Consider the following 15,804-nt stretch of genomic DNA (forward strand, 5'->3'; position numbering starts at 1 on the left):
TGGCTTGTGCGGAAGCGAGCGGCGGCGCCTGCGGGGGTCGCGGGCAGTCGAGGGCCCAGCGGTGTGGCTCGTCAGGAGTTGAACGGACTTCACCCGAACGGGTTGAGTGAAGCGGTGTGAAGCCGGGAGCGGCGGGGTATCCGGTCGCGTTCGTTGCCGCTCTTCCCGAGCCGGAGGTCGTCCGATGCCCGTTCGCACCCCGCGTCCACCCGCCACCGATGTCGTGGCCATGGCGTTGAAGATCCTGGTGGCCCAGGGCATGACGGGTGCGGCCGCACAGGCCGCCCTGATCGCGATGGCGCAGGACCGCGGCCTCGCGGTCCGCAACTGCGCCACGCTGCTCGTCGCCGCCGTCGACGGGAGAAAAGGCTGATGGCTCTCGCCGGAGGAGCTTCGCGGGCCGGGACCGCCGACACCGGCGGGGGCGTGCTGCTCGCCGTCGGGCTGGTCGTCGCGTTCTTCACCTGGTGGTCGTGGTGGACGGCCGCGGGGATCGCGCTGGCCGCCGCCGGCGTCCTGTGGCTCACGCTCGCGAACCGGCCGGAGTAACCGGCCGGCTCTCAGGCGTCGACCGTTTCGAGGCTTCGGGGCCGCAGCCGGTCGAGGACGGGTCCCGACAGGCGCGGCCGCCCGCCCGGGTGCTCGGACGTCGCCGCGGCCGCCGCGACCGCCAGGCAGGCCGCCGCCTCCAGCGGACGCCGCCGGGTCAGCGCCGCGGTCAAGGTCGCGACCAGCGCGTCCCCGGCCCCGGTCGGGTCGACCACCTCGGTCTCGACGTGCGGCACGAACCACGACTGACCCGGGCCGGCGAACAGGTTCCCCTGCCCGGCCACCTCGAGCACGACCAGCGACGGCCCGCGCCGCCGCAGGTCCGCCGCGGCGCGGGTCGCGCCGGCGACGTCGGCCACCGGCCGGCCGGTGAGCAGCTCCGCGTCGCGGGCGTCGGCGTGCAGGACGTCGGCGAGGCCCAGCAGCTCCGGGACCAGGCTTTCCGGCGCGCCGTCCAGGACGACCCGCGTGCCCGCGGTGTGCGCGAGCCGGGCCGCCAGCAAGGCCGCCGGCGCGGGCTGCTGCAGCTGGACGATCACGGACGCGGCGGCCGAGATCGGCGCGGACGCGGCGAGGACGTCGGACTCGGTCACCAGCGTCGCGTCCGGGACGTGCTCGAGGTAGCGGTCGCCGACGACGTCGACGATGACCGCCGTCTCGGTGCCCGGCCGCCGGACCACGTGCGTGGTACCGATCCGGTCGGCCCGGGCACGGGCGCGCAACGCGTCGCCGGCGGCGTCCCGCCCGACGACGCCGACCAGCGACACCGCCACGCCGAGCTGGCTCAGCGCCACGGCCTGGTTGGCACCCTTCCCGCCGAGCGGCGCCGGCGCGTCCGGGGCCTCGAGCACCAGGTCACGGGCGATCTGCCCGACCACCACGACTTCGCCGAACATCATCGGTCCCACCGGTCCATGACGCCTCCTCGCTTGGCGAAGATCGACTACCCAGGTGCGAGCGGGAGGCAAACCGCACGATCGGGTCGGACACCCCGAGGCCGGCCCAACGGCCCTGGTCGGCGTCCCGCGCGGAAAAAGAGCGTTTCCCTTCCGGTGGTTTGGGTATCAAGACCCCGACCTTGATCACCCCGCTGTGACGCCGGCTCCACCCGGCGCGGAAGGCCTGCCGAATCCGTGTCCCCTGCCCTGCCGGTCCCCACCCGGTCCGCGCCGCTCACGGCGCGCCGGACGGAGTACCGCCCCGGTCTGCTGGTGCTCACCTTCGCCGGGGAGATCGACGCCCTGACCCTGCCGATCCTGAAGCGTGAGCTGGCGGCGTCGCCACCGGGGACGACGGTGGTGAACCTGTCCCAGGTGGAGTTCCTCGGCCTGGCCGGCGCCCGCGCCCTGGCGGCGGCCGCAGAGCTGGCCGGGGAGGAGGGCGGCCGGTTCGGGGTGGTGGCGAACAGCCGGACCCTGGCGCGGCTGTTCCGCATCACGGGGCTGGCCGAGGTGGTCCCGATGTTCGCTTCGCTGTCGGACGCGTTGCGGGAGCTGCTGGCGGCGGGCGTGCACGACGCGGCCTCCTGAGCGCGCCCGCCTCAGCGGATGACCGATCAGCCCGGCCGGTCGTCGCGGGGGAGGCGCCGTCCCGCGAGCACCGGACGGCGACGGGGGTCGAGACGGGGCTCATGCCCCCGATCACGTTCACCGACCAGCTGCACCTCGGCTACACCGAGGTGCAGCGCGTGACGGTGACCGGCGGGCACTGGACCGCGGTGGGCGGCTTCTTCGCCCCGCGCCTGGCGGGTGGCCTGCCGCGGCGGTCGTGAGTGAGAAACAGTGTTCTAACCCTGTTTCTCACTCACGACCGGGCAGCAGCACCCCGCGGCCGACGATCTTTCCCGCGCGCAGCCGCTCGAGTGCTTCGGCCGCCTCGGACAACGGGAACACCTCGGTCTCCACCTGCAGCGCGCCGGAGCGCGCGAGGGCGATCACCTCGTGCAGCTCCGGCCGGCTGCCCCAGAACGGCAGCGAGATCGAGCCGCCCGCGGGGAGGGGGCCCGGCTTGCTCACCGTGAGCGTTCCGCCCGCGCTGCCGACCAGCACCAGATCCCCGCCGGGGCGCAGGACTCCCGCCCCGAGGCGCACCGTCGCGGCACTGCCGACGAAGTCGAGCACGGCGTCGGCCGTGCGGCCCAGGACCGTCTCGGTGTCGGCTCGGACGAGCAGCGTCCGGTGGGCGCCGCACCGGTCGGCGAGAGCCAGTGCGTCCTCGCGGACGTCGACGGCGATCACCTCGGCCTCGGTGATCGCGCGCAGGAGCTGGATCGCGACGTGCCCGAGCCCGCCGACGCCGATGACCACGACGACGGAGCCCGCGCCCAGCGTCAGCCCGGCGATCGCGTGGTACGGCGTCAGGCCGGCGTCCGTCAGCGGCGCCGCCTGGGTGGCGTCGAGGTCGCCGATCGGGACGAGGTGCCGGGCGTGGGGGACCAGGACGTGGTCGGCCATCCCGCCGTCGCGGCCGAGACCGGCGCCGGAGAAGCCCAGGTCCGCGCGGTGGTCGCAGTAGTTGTCCCGCCCGGCCTCGCAACTGCGGCACTCGCCGCACCCCCACGGCCCGTAGACGGCGACGCGGTCGCCGAGCGCGACGCCGGTGACCGCGTCGCCGAGGGCGTGGACGCGGCCCGCGGTCTCGTGGCCGAGCGTGAAGGGGAGGCGGTAGGGGAAGACGTCGTCGAGGACGTGCAGGTCCGAGTGGCAGATCCCGGCCGCCTCGACGCGGACCAGCACCTCGGTGCCCACCGGCTCGGGGACGTCGACGGCGACGAGGGACGGCGGGGTCCGCCAGGCGGACAGGCGCAGCGCCCGGGTCTTGCGCGATTCGCTCACGCGACCGACGATACAGAAATGAACTCAGTTCAGGAACCATGGCGAGACAAGGTGGCGCTCGTGACCGGCGCGGGGTCGGGGATCGGCGCCGCGGTGGCGCGGAAGCTGGCCGGGCGGGGCGCGCGGACGATCGTGCTCGCCGACCTGGACGCGGACGCCGTCGCGAAGGTCGCCGCGCCACTGGCCGGTGCGCGGGCCGCGGAGGTGGACGTCGCCGACCCGGACCGCGTCGACTGGCTGGTCGGCGGGATCGTGCGCGACCACGGCCGGCTCGACGTCGTCGTCCACGCGGCCGGCGTCGACGACCCGCAGGCCAAGCAGTGGATCGCCGACGCCTGGGAGGCGCGGACGCCGCTCGAAGTCACGTCGCGGCTCGACACCCGGTCCTGGCGGCGCGTGCTGAGCGTGAACCTCGACGGCACGTTCCACGTCCTGCGTGCCGCGGTCCGCGTGATGGTGCCGCGCCGGGCCGGTGCCGTGGTCGTCGTCGGCTCGTCGTCCGCGTTCGACGCCCCGGTGGGCTATCCGCACTACTCCGCGTCGAAGGCCGGGGTGCACGCGCTGGCCCAAGCGGTCGCGAAGGAGGTCGTCCCGTTCGGGGTGCGGGTCAACGTCGTGGCGCCCGGGCCGACCGAGACGGGGATGGCCGCGCGGACGCCGGACGCGCTGCGCCGGGCGTTCGAGGAGTCCGGTGCCGGGGCCTACGCGACGCCGGAGGAGATCGCGGACGTGGCGCTGTTCCTGGCCGGTGGGGAAGCGGCGAACCTGGCCGGTTCGGTGGTGCTCGCCAACGGTGGCCGCTTCACCGCGTGACCTCTTGCCAGCGCGGAGCCGGCGAGCTACCGTCACCTGAACTGAGTTCACTTTGCTCTCAAGGGAGAGGGTCGGCGTGGATCAATTCCTGCTCGTGCTGGTCAGCGGGATCGCCAGTGGTGCGATCTACGGCCTGATGGGCCTCGGCCTGGTGATCGTCTACCGGGCCACCGACGTGGTGAACTTCGCGCTCGCCAGCCTGGCGACGCTCGGCCTCTACGCCGCGATCACCTTCCACGACAACGGAACCGCGGTGATCGTCGGCGTGCTGGGCGCGATCGCGGTGACCGTCGCCGCCGGGCTGCTGGTCCGCGAAGTCGTGATCCGCCCGCTCGGCCAGGGACAGCTCTTCGCCGCGCTGGTGGTCACCATGGGCGTCGCGCTCATCGCCGAGAGCGTGATCAGCTCGATCTGGGGCACCGAACCGAAAGCGTTCCCCAGCATCGTCGACGGCACGGTCCGCGCGGGCGGCGTCGCGATCCCGGCGCAGAGCCTGCTGACCATCGCCGTCGCCGCCGTCGCGATGGGACTGGTCGCCTTCCTGTTCGGCCGGACCACCACCGGCTCCGCGATGCGCGCGGTCGCGGAATCGGCCGACACCGCGCAGGTCGTCGGGATCGACGCGCAGCGGATCGCGCGGCTGGCGTGGGCGCTGGGACTCGGGCTGGGCGCACTCGCCGCGTGCCTCTACGCCCCCAAGGTCGGCCTGGCGCCGACCGTGCTTTCGGCCCCGCTGTTCCGCGCCTTCGCCGGGATCTTCCTCGGCGGCCTCAACAGCATGTACGGCGCGGTCGTCGGCGGACTCGTGGTCGGGGTGCTGGAGAACCTCGGGGCGAGCTACGTCTCGGCCAGCTTCCGCGACACCTTCGTCTTCTCGTTCACCGTCCTCGTGCTGCTGATCCGCCCGCAGGGCCTCTTCGGCACGCGCACCTTCCAACGGGTTTGAGGTACGCCATGTCCTTCATCCGATCCAGGACGGCGCGGGCCCTGCTGGGGCCGCTCGCCGCCGTCGCGGTGATCGCCGTGACGAACTCCGGGGCCATCCCGCCCTTCCAGACGTATTCGATCGCGCTGGCCGCCGTCTACACCATCGCCGTGCTGTCGGTCGGGCTGCTCGCCGGCTGGTCCGGCGTCTGGTCGGTCGGGCACCCGGCGTTCTTCGCGGTCGGCGCCTACTTCGCCGCCTACGGCAGCGGGCACGGCTGGTCGCTGGAGACCATCGTGGCCGGCACGGTGGTGGTCAGCGCGGTGCTCGGCGGCTTCCTCGGTTATGCCGGCGCCCGCTTCTCGACGCTCTACATCGCCTTGCTCACCTTGGCGTTCAGCCTGGTCTCCCTCGAGGTGATCAACCGCTGGACCGACGTCACCGGCGGCGACCAGGGTGTCCCGGTGTCGCAAGTGGACACCGTCGCCGGTGTGCTGCCGAGCGGGGGAACGGAAGTGCAGACCCTGGCGATCGGCGCGGCCGGCGTCTGCCTGGCGATCGCCGTGCTCGCCAAGGGATCGGCGCTGCGGATGCGCCTGGTGGCGGCCAAGTCGCACCCGCTGGTCGCGCAGTCGATCGGGATCGCGCCGGAGGCCCAGTCGGCGCTCGCGTTCGCGGTGAGCGCCGCGTTCACCGGCTTCGCCGGGGTGCTGCTCGGCCTGCTCAGCGGGTTCGTCAGCCCCGACCCGTTCTCGCTCAACCTCGGGATCTCGCTCATCGCGTCGTGCGTGCTCGGCGGTGTCGGCAGCGTGCTCGGCGCGGTCGTCGGCGGCGGCTACCTCGCCTGGTCGCCGACGCTGGCGAGCTCGGTCGGCCTGCCCCAGCCGGTGGTGCAGGGACTCGTGCTGATCGCCGCGCTGATCTTCCTGCCGGGCGGGGTGGTGCCGTTCCTGGGCAAGCTCGCGCGCAAGCTCGTCCGGGTACCCGCGACGCGCCCGGCGCAGGTCCCGGCCACCGAGTCCGACGTCGTGCACCAGGCGCCCGGCGGAGCGCCGCTGCTGACCCTGTCGGATGTGTCGGTGCAGTTCGGCGGGTTGAAGGCGCTGGAGGGCGCGTCGCTGTCGGTCCGCCGCGGCGAGGTGCTCGCGGTCATCGGCCCGAACGGCGCGGGCAAGACCACCCTGATGAACGTCCTTTCCGGACTCGCCGGCGGTGGCCGGGTCGGCGGAAGTGCTGTGTACGAAGGCAAGGAGCTGCTGTCCACACGGGCCACCGCCCGGCGGCGGCTCGGGATCGGGCGCACCTTCCAGCACGCCGAGGTCTTCGGCGAGCTGACCGTCGCGGAGAACGTCCTGTGCACGCACCGGCGGATCACGCCCCGGCACCGCCGGACCGCCGCCGAGCTCCTGGCCCGCGTCGGGCTCGGCGACGTCGCGGACCGCTACCCGGCGGAGCTGCCGTTCGGGCTGCAGAAGCGGCTCGACTTCGCGCGGGCGATGGCCGAGGAACCCGCGCTGCTCGTCCTCGACGAACCGTTCGGCGGCCTGGACGCCGACGAGCGCGCGACGGCGGCCCGGCAGATCGAGCGCCTGCGCGACGGCGGCGCCGCCGTGCTGGTCATCGACCACGTGCTGGACGACCTCTTCGCCGTCGCCGACCGGGTCGTCGCCTTCGACTTCGGCAAGCCCGTCGGTGAGGGACTGCCCGGCGAGGTGCTGCGCGACCCCGCCGTCCAGGCGTCCTACCTCGGCACGACCACCGCCCGCCCGGCACTGGCCACCCGCGCCGAAGACGCGCCGGTGGTGCTCCGGCTGGCCGGCGTCGAACACCACTACGGCGGGGTCGCCGCGCTGCGCGGCATCGACCTGGACGTCCACGAAGGAGCCGTCCTCGGCGTGGTGGGTGCGAACGGCGCGGGCAAGAGCACGCTCGGGCGCGTCCTCCACGGCTCGCTGCGGCCTTCCGCCGGCACCCGGGAGGTGAGCCGCACAGGCGTCCGCACGGTCGGCACCAGTCTCGTGCCGGAAGGCCGGGCCCTGTTCAAAACCCTTTCGCTGCGCGAAAACCTGGAGGTGGCCGCGTACTCGGCGGGGCTGAAGGGCGCTCGGCTGCGCGCGAAGCTCGACGAGACCGCCGAGTGGCTCCCGCCGCGGCTGCGCGACCGGCTGTCGGTGCAGGCCGCCGGGCTCAGCGGCGGCGAGCAGCAGATGCTCGCCATCGCCCGCGCCCTGATGGCGGGCCCCGACGTCCTGATCGTCGACGAGCCGGCCCTGGGACTCGCCCCGGCCCTGGTCGACGAGGTGTACGCGCGGCTCGGCGACCTCGCCGGCGGCGGGATGACCGTCGTCCTGCTGGAGCAGCTGCTCAGCCGCGCGATGGCGACCTGCCACGAGGTGGTCGTGCTGCACGAAGGCGTCGTGGCCGCCCACGGTTCGGCGGCCGACCCCGCGTTCGCCACCCGGGCCGAGTCCGCCTACTTCGGCGGCGAGCACGCCGTCGCGCTGGGTGTGCGTGACGTGACGACGTTGGAGGCGTGATGCCGGTGATCGACCCGGCCCTGCTCACCGAGACCCCCGAGCAGCGCGAACTCCGTGCGGTGGCGAGGGAGTTCTTCGCCGCGCATGGAGGAGACTGGAAGCGGATGGCCGGCGAGCTGGGCGTCCAAGCGCTCGCGATCCCCGAGGAGTACGGCGGCGTCGGCTATTCGTTCGCCGAACTGGCCGTGGTGCTGGAGGAGGCCGGACGCGCGTTGTGCGCCGGTGCGTTGCTCCCGACCGTCGTCCTCGCCGCGCACACGCTGCTGCTCAGCGGGGACGAGCGCTACCTGCCCGGCATCGCCGACGGCTCTCTGAGCGTCACCGTCGCCTTCGACGGCGACGTCCAAGCGCGCGACGGGACGCTGTCGGGAACGGCGGACTTCGTCCTCGGGGGAGCGGACGCGGATCTGGTCCTCGTGCGGGCGGGGGACGGGCTGTTCGCCTGCTCGCCGGGCACCAGGACGCCGTTGCGGGTGCTCGACGAGAGCAGACCCCAGGCACGGCTCGGGTTCCACGACACCCCGGCGACGCCGATCGGGAGCGCCGACATCGTGCCGCGGGTGCTCGACATCGGGCGGGCGGCACTGGCCGCCGAGCAGGTGGGCGGGATCGCGCACGCGCTCGAGGCGACCGTGGCCTACGTCGGGCAGCGCCGGCAGTTCGGCCGGCCGATCGGGTCGTTCCAGGCGGTGAAGCACCGGCTCGCCGCGTTGCTCGTCGAGTACGAGGCCGCGCGCTCGGCGGCGGCGTACGCGATCGCCTGCGTCGCGACGGAGTCCGCCGAGCTGCCGGTGGCCGCCGCCGCGGCCGCCGCGGTGTGCGCGGACGCGTACCGGCTGGCGGTCACCGAGTACGTCCAGCTGCACGGCGGGACCGGCTTCACCTGGGAGCACCCGGCCCACCGGTACGTCCGGCGCGCGCGGGCGGACGAGGTGCTGTTCGGCACGCCGCAGGACCACCACGCCCGGCTCGCCGCCGCTTTGGGGCTCTGACCACCTGTCAGCGGGTTGACAGCGGACCCGTCCGACCTATTCAATCAAACTGAAGTCAGTTCAGTTAGGAGAACGAGATGGCCGTGGAAGACGAGATCCAGTTCGAGCGCGACGGGCACGTGGCCCGGGTGTGGCTGAACCGGCCCTGGAAGAAGAACTGCGTCACCGTGCCGATCCTGGAGCGGCTCGACGAGATCATCACCGAGGTCGACAAGGACCCGGACCTGCGGGTGCTGGTCCTGCGCGGCCGCGGGGGCACGTTCTGCTCCGGGTTCGACCTCGACAGCCTGCAGGCCGAGTACATCGGCAGCTCGACGGCCATGGAGGTCGCCGTCATCTCCGCGAAGATCTGCGACCGCCTGTACTCGATGAACACGCCGTCGGTCGCGGTGCTCGAGGGGTACGTGACCGCGGGCGGGTTCGAGCTGATGATCTCGTGCGACTTCGCGATCGCCTCCGACGACGCCAAGATCGGCGACTTCCACATGCGCCGCGGTCTCTTCGGCGGCGCGGGCCCGATCTACCGGGTGCCGCGGATGATCGGCATCCGCAAGACCAAGGAGCTGATGCTCACGGGCAAGCTGCTCTCCGGCGTCGAGGCGGCCGACTTCAACCTGATCAACAAGTCCGCTCCCGCGGAGCGGCTCGACGAGACGGTCGACGAGTTCATCGGCCAGCTCACCGACAAGAGCCCGTTCCAGATGCGCATCACCAAGATGACCATCGACCGCAGCCTCGACGCGGACACGCAGTCGCTGATGGTCATGGAGCACCTCGCGGTGGGCGTGACGCTGAACTCCGACGACGCGGCCGAGGGTGTCGCGGCGTTCCTGGAGAAGCGCGAACCCAAGTGGACGGGGCGCTGACCGATGGAACCGACGGGGGTGACCCTGCCCGCCGAGGGCGTGCTGTGGAGCTGGACCGTGCAGCGGTTCGCGCCGAAGTCGCCCCCGTACGTCCCGCCGGCCGCCGGCTTCCGGCCGTTCGCGCTCGGGTACGTCGAGCTGGACGGCGGCCCGCGCGTGGCCGCCGTGCTCGACGTACCCGACCCGGCGGGGGTCCGGATCGGCATGCGTTTCCGCGTCGAAGAGACCACCGGCGTGCCGCGTGCCGAGCCGGTCGAGGAGGATTCGTGAGCGACGTCCTGATCTGCGGGGCCGCCCGCACGGCGTTCGGCCGCTCGGAGCGCTCCGGGCGCGCCCACGCCGTCGAAGCGGTGACGGCGGCGCTCGCCGACGCCGGGATCCCGTGGTCGCGGGTCGGCGCGGCCTTCGGCGGCAGCGACGCCGCCGGCCTGGCCGACACCCTGGTCACCGACCTCGGCCGCACCGGCCTGCCGTTCGTCAACGTCAAGAACGGCTGCGCGACCGGCGGGAGCGCGCTGGTCTCGGCGGTCAACGCGATCCGGTCCGGGATGGCGGACGTCGTGCTCGCCGTCGGGTTCGACAAGCACCCGCGCGGAGCGTTCGACCCGCGGCCCGGGGACTGGGGGCTCGACGACGCCTACGGGCGCGACGGGCTGATGGTGACCACCCAGTTCTTCGGCGTGAAGATCCGGCGGTACATGCACGACTTCGGGATCACCGAGCGGACCCTGGCGCTGGTCGCGGAAAAGGCCTACCGCAACGGCAGCCTGACACCGGAAGCGTGGCGGCGCAAGGAGATCAGTGCCGACGAGATCCTCGCGTCCGGCCTGGTCAACGACCCGTTGACCCGCTTCATGTTCTGTTCTCCGGGGGAGGGCGCGGCGGCGCTGGTCCTGTGCTCTCCCTCGGTCCCCACCCGGGACGCCGTCACGCTGCGATCCGCCGTCGTGCGGACCCGCCGGCGCGGCTCGTTCGAGGTCTTCAGCCCGTCGATCGAAGCGGGCGAGCTGACCAGCGTCAGCCGCGACACGGCCGCGGCGGCGTTCGAGCGGGCCGGCCTCGGACCGTCCGATGTGGACGTCGCCCAGCTGCAGGACACCGAGAGCGGCGCCGAGGTCATGCACCTGGCCGAGTGCGGGTTCTGCGCGGACGGCGAGCAGGAGAAGCTGATCGCGTCCGGGGCCACCGAGATCGGCGGCACGCTGCCGGTCAACACCGACGGCGGCTGCATCGCCAACGGCGAGCCGATCGGCGCGTCCGGGCTGCGGCAGGTCTACGAGGTCGTCCAGCAGCTGCGCGGCCGGGCGGGCGCACGGCAGGTGCCGGGCGCACCGCGGATCGGGTTCACCCACGTCTACGGCGCACCCGGGGTCAGCGCGTGCACGGTGCTGGCCCGATGACCGGCCCGGCGGAGTTCCGCGCCGAGGCCAGGACCTGGCTGTCCACTGTGGCCGGTCCCCGGACTTCGGCCGGCTGGGGCACGGGCGACGACTCGGTGGCGGTGTTCGAGAACTGGACCGAAGAAGAGGAACGCTCGCAGACCGCGCGTGGTCAGGAGTGGGAACGCACCCGGTTCGACGCGGGCTGGGGCGCTCTCGGCCGCGCGCCCGAGTTCGGCGGCCGCGGGCTGCCGGCGTACTACGAACAGCTCTACCGCACCGAGGAAGCCGCGTTCGACGTCCCGCGGCGGAGCGAGATCTTCCCGGTGACCCAGCACCTCGTGGCCCCCGCGATCGAGATCTGGGGCACCGGCGACCAGAAACGGCGCTGGCTGCGGCCGATGCTGCGGACCGACGAGCTGGCCTGCCAGCTGTTCTCGGAAACCGAAGCAGGCTCCGACCTCGCGGCCGTCCGCACCCGCGCCGTGCGCACCGGCGACGGATGGGTGCTCGACGGCCACAAGGTGTGGACGTCCGGCGCCCGCGTCGCCACCTGGGGTGTCGCCGTCTGCCGCACCGATCCCGACGTCGCGAAGCACGCCGGTATCACGGTGTTCCTGGTGCGGATGGACGCTCCCGGCGTCACCGTGCGGCCGATCCGGCAGATGACCGGCGGTGCCAGCTTCAACGAGGTCTACCTCGACGGCGTCGTCGTGCCCGACACCGACCGGCTCGGTCCGGTCGGCCAGGGCTGGAAGGTCACGCTCAGCGTTCTGGCCGCCGAACGCCTCGACTCGGGCTCGCTCGGCCTGGACAACGCCGACCGCGCGATCGAGCTGGCGCGGCACAGTGCCCTCACCGACGTCGAGCGGCAGCGGACGGCGGACCTGTTCGTCCGCACGCTCGTCCAGCGGCTCATCGGCCTGCGCGTCACCGCGGCGCTGGCCGCCGGCCGCGAGCCCGGCGCGGAGGCCTCGGTCGGGAAGCTCTACGCGACCGAAACGATGCGGCGGACCAGCGACCTCGTCGTCCAGCTGCTGGGGCCGCGGGTCGTCGCGGACACCGGCGAGTGGGGCACCTTCGCCTGGACCGAGCACCTGCTTGGCGCCCCCGGCTACAGCATCGCCGGCGGCTCCGACGAGATCCAGCGGACCATCCTCGCCGAGCGCGTGCTCGGCCTGCCGAAGGAGCCGTCGCGATGACGCTCGCCGATCAGGTCCGCGACCGCCTCGGCGGCGAGCTGGAAGTGCTGCCCGGCGGCCATTCCGGGCTCACGTACACCGTCAACGGCTCCTACGTCGTCAAGGCCGTCCCGCCGGGGCAGAAACCGGTGGGCCGCAACGACGTCCTGCGGCAGGCGAGGGTCCTGCGCGCGCTGGCCGGATCGGCGGTGCCGGTGCCGCGGGTGATCGCGACGGACGAGACGTGGTTCGCCATGGAGTTCGCCGACGGCGAGGCGATCGAACCCGTCCTGGACGAGCACACCCTCGACCCGGAGCTGGCCCGCACCCGGATGCTTGAAGCGACCCGGCTCCTGCGTCTGCTCCACGACGCCGGTCCGGTCCCGGGCGAGCCGCCCGCGTCGGCCGCCGGCGAGCTGGAGCGCTGGACCCGCACGATGCACGCGGTCCCGGCCGAGCTCCGGCCCGGCGCCGAAGACCTGCTGCGGCTCTTGGCCGACGACGTCCCGGCCGACCTGCCGCCGGTGCTCGTGCACGGTGACTTCCGGCTCGGCAACGTCCTGTTCGCCGGGTCCCGGGCCACCGCCGTCGTGGACTGGGAGATCTGGAGCACCGGCGACCCGCGGACCGACCTCGGCTGGTTCCTGCTGTTCGCCGACCACCGCAACTTCCCCGCCCTCGGGACGCCGGTGCCCGGGTTGCCGACCGAGGCCGAACTGCTGGCCGTCTACGGCGGCGCGCTGCCGTCGATGGCGTGGTTCCGGGCGCTGGGCCGGATGAAGATGGCCGCGATCATGGGCCACAACCTGCGCCGGCACCGCGAGGGCAAGCACCACGACCCGGACCAGGAGCGGCTGCCGCCCACGATCGCCGCGATGATCCGGTCCGCCGCCGACATCGTGAGGAGCTGACCATGGATTTCGCGCTTTCCCCGCGGGCCGGAGAACTGCGGGCGCGGGTCGAGTCCTTCATGGACACCCACGTCCTGCCCGCCGAGCCGGTGTACGACCGTCAGCTCGCCGAGGCCGCCGACCCGCACGCCCTGCCGCCGATCATGGTGGAACTCAAGGAGAAGGCCCGCGCCGAAGGGCTGTGGAACCTCTTTCTCACCCACGGCGACCGGGGCGCCGGGCTGACCAACCTCGAATACGCGCCACTGGCCGAGCTGATGGGCCGCTCGATCATCGGCAACGAGGTCTTCAACTGCTCGGCCCCGGACACCGGCAACATGGAGCTGCTCTCGCTGTTCGGCAGCGCCGAGCAGCGGGAACGCTGGCTGGAAGCGCTGCTCGACGCGCGGATCCGCTCGTGCTTCGCGATGACCGAGCCGGACGTCGCGAGTTCCGACGCGCGCAACATCCGCACCCGGATCGTCCGCGACGGCGACCACTACGTCGTCACCGGCCGCAAGTGGTACACCTCCGGCATCCTCGACCCCGACTGCGAGCTCATCATCCTGATGGGTGTCAGCGACCCGGCGGCCCCGGCCTACCGGCAGCAGAGCATGGTCCTGATCCCGCGCCACGCGCCGGGCGTCACCGTGCTGCGCGACCTGCCGATGTTCGGCTACACCGACCGGCTCGGCCACGGCGAGGTCCTGTTCGAAGACGTCCGCGTGCCCGCCGCGAACCTGCTCGGCGGGGAAGGTGAGGGGTTCGCCCTCGCACAGGGGCGGCTCGGCCCGGGCCGCATGCACTACGCGATGCGCGCGGTCGGGTTCGCCGAACGCGCACTCCGGCTGATGTGCGAACGGACGCTCGCCCGCGTCGCGTTCGGCGGTCCGCTCGCCGAGCGTGGCGTGGTGCGCGAGTGGATCGCGCGCAGCCGCATCGAGATCGACCAGCTGCGGCTGCTCGTGCTCAAGTCCGCGTGGCTGATGGACACCGCCGGCAACGCGGGCGCCCGGATGGAGGTCGCGGCCATCAAGGTCGCCGCCCTCGACGTCGCCCACCGCGTCGTCGACCGGGCGGTGCAGGCGCACGGCGCGGCCGGCGTCAGCGACGACACCGTGCTGGCCCGGCTGTTCTCGATCACCCGCGCGCTGAAGATCGCCGACGGCCCCGACGAGGTGCACCTGCGCACCGTCGCGCGGCAGGAACTGGCCAAGTACGAGGAGGCGCGATGAAGGTTCTCGACGGACAGGTCGCCGTGATCACCGGCGGCTCTCGCGGCATCGGGCTCGGGATCGCCAAGGCGTTCCGGGCCGCGGGTGCCGACATCGTGATCGCGGCGCGCAAGGCCGACGGGCTCCGGGCCGCCCGCGCCGAGCTGCTTCGCGGGGAAGGGACCGGCGACGTGCTCGACGTCGTCGCCAACGCGGGGGAGCCGGAGCAGGCGGACCGGTGCGTCGCGGACACGATGGTCCACTTCGGACGCGTCGACATCCTGGTCAACAACGCGGCGACCAACCCGTACCTGGGCGACCTCCTGGAGCTGGACCTCCCGCGCGCGGAGAAGACCGTGCGCGTCAACCAGTACGGCATGATCGCGTGGAGCCGGGCGGCCTGGCACGCCTGGATGGCCGAGCACGGCGGCACGATCGTCAACATCGCCTCGGTCGGCGGCCTCATCGTCGACCCGCAGATCGGCTACTACAACGCGACGAAGGCCGCGATGCTGCTGATGACCCGGCAGCTCGCCTACGAGCTCGGCCCGAAGGTCCGCGTCAACGCCATCGCGCCCGGCGTGATCAAGACCGAGCTGGCCAGGGCGGTCTGGGAGGCGCGGGAGCCGATCCTGACCGCGAAGCTGCCGCTGCGCCGGCTCGGGACCCCCGAGGACGTCGCCAACGCGGCCCTGTTTCTGGCGAGCGGGGCGTCGTCGTGGATGACCGGGCAGGCGCTGGTCCTCGACGGCGGCGCGACCGCCCTCCCGATCGCCGTGGACGCGTGATGTTCTCCCTCGAGGGCAAGACGGCGGTCGTGACCGGGGCGTCGTCCGGGCTGGGCGCGCGGTTCGCGACGGTGCTGGCCGCGGCGGGCGCGACGGTGTACGCCGCCGCGCGCCGGGCCGACCGGCTGGCGGCGCTGGGCCCGGACATCCACCCCGTCACCTGCGACGTCTCGGTCGCGGCCGACCGGGTCCGGCTGGCCGAGACCGCCGGCCGCATCGACGTCCTGGTCAACAACGCGGGCGTGCCGGGGGAGCAGCGGGCGGAGAAGGAGAGCGCCGACGACTTCGCCGGCGTGCTCGCGGTGAACCTGGTCGCGCCGTTCCACCTGTCCCGGCTGATGGCCGAAAGCGGCGACGGCGGCAGCATTGTGAATGTCGCCTCGATCCTCGGGCTCGTGTCGGCCGCGCCGCTGGGCGGGGCGGGCTACGCGGCGTCGAAGGCCGGGCTGATCGGGCTGACGCGGGAGCTGGCCGGCCAGTGGGGCGGCGCCGGAGTCCGCGTCAACGCGCTGGCGCCGGGCTGGTTCCGGTCCGAGATGACCGGCGACCTGTTCGCCGACGAGCGTTCGCGACGCTGGGTGGAGCGCAACACGATGCTCAACCGCGGCGGCAACCCGGGCGAGCTCGACGGCGCGCTGCTGTTCCTCGCCTCGGACGCGTCGTCGTACTACACGGGCCAGGTCATGGTGGTCGACGGCGGCTGGACGGCCCGATGAGGGGGGACGGCGTCGCCGACGTCCTGCCGACCCGCGGCCGGGCCAACCCGATCGACCCCGCGACGGCGCAGGGCTTCCTGACCGCGCCCCGGCGATGCGGGCCGGGTGTCCGGCCCGCTG

At 73.3% G+C, this 15,804-nt stretch carries 18 protein-coding genes; 16 read left to right on the plus strand and 2 right to left on the minus strand.

Features of this window, described 5'->3' with window-relative positions; genetic code table 11:
• The first annotated feature begins 184 nt into the window (after nt 1-184).
• Both ACZ7OU_RS28975 and ACZ7OU_RS28980 read left to right on the plus strand, forming a co-directional pair.
• Complete coding sequence (locus ACZ7OU_RS28975; protein WP_470236910.1) at nt 185-373, plus strand: hypothetical protein; 189 nt, start codon at nt 185-187, stop codon at nt 371-373.
• On the plus strand, nt 373-549 hold the full coding sequence (locus ACZ7OU_RS28980; protein ID WP_470257563.1) for a hypothetical protein: 177 nt from the start codon (nt 373-375) through the stop codon (nt 547-549). Before ACZ7OU_RS28975 ends, ACZ7OU_RS28980 begins: the two co-directional genes overlap by 1 nt.
• An 11-nt stretch (nt 550-560) precedes the next feature.
• Here ACZ7OU_RS28980 and ACZ7OU_RS28985 read toward each other — a convergent pair whose 3' ends face one another.
• Nucleotides 561-1,448 carry a PfkB family carbohydrate kinase gene (locus ACZ7OU_RS28985; protein WP_470257564.1) on the minus strand — a complete coding sequence of 296 codons (888 nt, stop codon included), beginning with the start codon at nt 1,446-1,448 and terminating at the stop codon, nt 561-563.
• A 234-nt stretch (nt 1,449-1,682) separates the two neighbouring features.
• Here ACZ7OU_RS28985 and ACZ7OU_RS28990 point away from each other — a divergent pair, with 234 nt between their 5' ends.
• Both ACZ7OU_RS28990 and ACZ7OU_RS28995 read left to right on the plus strand, forming a co-directional pair.
• The gene (locus tag ACZ7OU_RS28990) at nt 1,683-2,078 is read left to right on the plus strand and encodes an anti-sigma factor antagonist (protein WP_470236907.1); all 396 of its coding nucleotides are present in this window, start codon (nt 1,683-1,685) and stop codon (nt 2,076-2,078) included.
• Nucleotides 2,079-2,179: 101 nt separating this feature from the next.
• Nucleotides 2,180-2,320, plus strand: a complete 141-nt coding sequence (locus tag ACZ7OU_RS28995) for a hypothetical protein (RefSeq protein WP_470257565.1) — start codon at nt 2,180-2,182, stop codon at nt 2,318-2,320.
• 28 nt (nt 2,321-2,348) lie between these two features.
• Here the strand turns inward: ACZ7OU_RS28995 and ACZ7OU_RS29000 are convergent, their stop codons facing one another.
• A complete protein-coding gene (locus tag ACZ7OU_RS29000) occupies nt 2,349-3,383 on the minus strand; it encodes an NAD(P)-dependent alcohol dehydrogenase (protein WP_470257566.1) in 1,035 nt (344 codons plus the stop codon).
• Nucleotides 3,384-3,443: 60 nt separating this feature from the next.
• Here ACZ7OU_RS29000 and ACZ7OU_RS29005 point away from each other — a divergent pair, with 60 nt between their 5' ends.
• The 12 genes from ACZ7OU_RS29005 (at nt 3,444) to ACZ7OU_RS29060 (ending at nt 15,684) form a co-directional block, all read left to right on the plus strand.
• On the plus strand, nt 3,444-4,196 hold the full coding sequence (locus ACZ7OU_RS29005; protein WP_470257567.1) for an SDR family NAD(P)-dependent oxidoreductase: 753 nt from the start codon (nt 3,444-3,446) through the stop codon (nt 4,194-4,196).
• Nucleotides 4,197-4,272: 76 nt separating this feature from the next.
• Nucleotides 4,273-5,142: a branched-chain amino acid ABC transporter permease gene (locus ACZ7OU_RS29010; protein WP_470236903.1), complete on the plus strand. Its 870-nt coding sequence runs from the start codon at nt 4,273-4,275 to the stop codon at nt 5,140-5,142.
• Nucleotides 5,143-5,150: 8 nt separating this feature from the next.
• Complete coding sequence (locus ACZ7OU_RS29015) at nt 5,151-7,658, plus strand: branched-chain amino acid ABC transporter ATP-binding protein/permease (RefSeq protein WP_470257568.1); 2,508 nt, start codon at nt 5,151-5,153, stop codon at nt 7,656-7,658.
• Nucleotides 7,658-8,650: an acyl-CoA dehydrogenase family protein gene (locus ACZ7OU_RS29020; protein WP_470257569.1), complete on the plus strand. Its 993-nt coding sequence runs from the start codon at nt 7,658-7,660 to the stop codon at nt 8,648-8,650. Before ACZ7OU_RS29015 ends, ACZ7OU_RS29020 begins: the two co-directional genes overlap by 1 nt.
• A 77-nt stretch (nt 8,651-8,727) precedes the next feature.
• The gene (locus ACZ7OU_RS29025; RefSeq protein WP_470236901.1) at nt 8,728-9,516 is read left to right on the plus strand and encodes an enoyl-CoA hydratase/isomerase family protein; all 789 of its coding nucleotides are present in this window, start codon (nt 8,728-8,730) and stop codon (nt 9,514-9,516) included.
• A gap of 3 nt (nt 9,517-9,519) precedes the next feature.
• The gene (locus ACZ7OU_RS29030; RefSeq protein WP_470257570.1) at nt 9,520-9,786 is read left to right on the plus strand and encodes a Zn-ribbon domain-containing OB-fold protein; all 267 of its coding nucleotides are present in this window, start codon (nt 9,520-9,522) and stop codon (nt 9,784-9,786) included.
• The gene (locus ACZ7OU_RS29035; RefSeq protein ID WP_470257571.1) at nt 9,783-10,916 is read left to right on the plus strand and encodes a thiolase family protein; all 1,134 of its coding nucleotides are present in this window, start codon (nt 9,783-9,785) and stop codon (nt 10,914-10,916) included. The genes ACZ7OU_RS29030 and ACZ7OU_RS29035 overlap by 4 nt, the downstream gene beginning before the upstream one ends.
• A complete protein-coding gene (locus ACZ7OU_RS29040; protein WP_470257572.1) occupies nt 10,913-12,097 on the plus strand; it encodes an acyl-CoA dehydrogenase family protein in 1,185 nt (394 codons plus the stop codon). The genes ACZ7OU_RS29035 and ACZ7OU_RS29040 overlap by 4 nt, the downstream gene beginning before the upstream one ends.
• The gene (locus ACZ7OU_RS29045; protein ID WP_470257573.1) at nt 12,094-12,987 is read left to right on the plus strand and encodes a phosphotransferase family protein; all 894 of its coding nucleotides are present in this window, start codon (nt 12,094-12,096) and stop codon (nt 12,985-12,987) included. Before ACZ7OU_RS29040 ends, ACZ7OU_RS29045 begins: the two co-directional genes overlap by 4 nt.
• A 2-nt stretch (nt 12,988-12,989) precedes the next feature.
• Nucleotides 12,990-14,201, plus strand: coding sequence for an acyl-CoA dehydrogenase family protein (locus ACZ7OU_RS29050; RefSeq protein ID WP_470236896.1), 1,212 nt, complete (start codon nt 12,990-12,992; stop codon nt 14,199-14,201).
• Nucleotides 14,198-14,968 (plus strand): SDR family oxidoreductase, encoded by a 771-nt coding sequence (locus tag ACZ7OU_RS29055; protein WP_470257574.1) that lies wholly within the window; start codon nt 14,198-14,200, stop codon nt 14,966-14,968. Before ACZ7OU_RS29050 ends, ACZ7OU_RS29055 begins: the two co-directional genes overlap by 4 nt.
• Nucleotides 14,968-15,684, plus strand: a complete 717-nt coding sequence (locus ACZ7OU_RS29060; protein ID WP_470257575.1) for an SDR family NAD(P)-dependent oxidoreductase — start codon at nt 14,968-14,970, stop codon at nt 15,682-15,684. The genes ACZ7OU_RS29055 and ACZ7OU_RS29060 overlap by 1 nt, the downstream gene beginning before the upstream one ends.
• Nucleotides 15,685-15,804 lie beyond the last annotated feature (120 nt).

The sequence above is a fragment of the Amycolatopsis sp. NPDC114505 genome, from assembly GCF_055633615.1.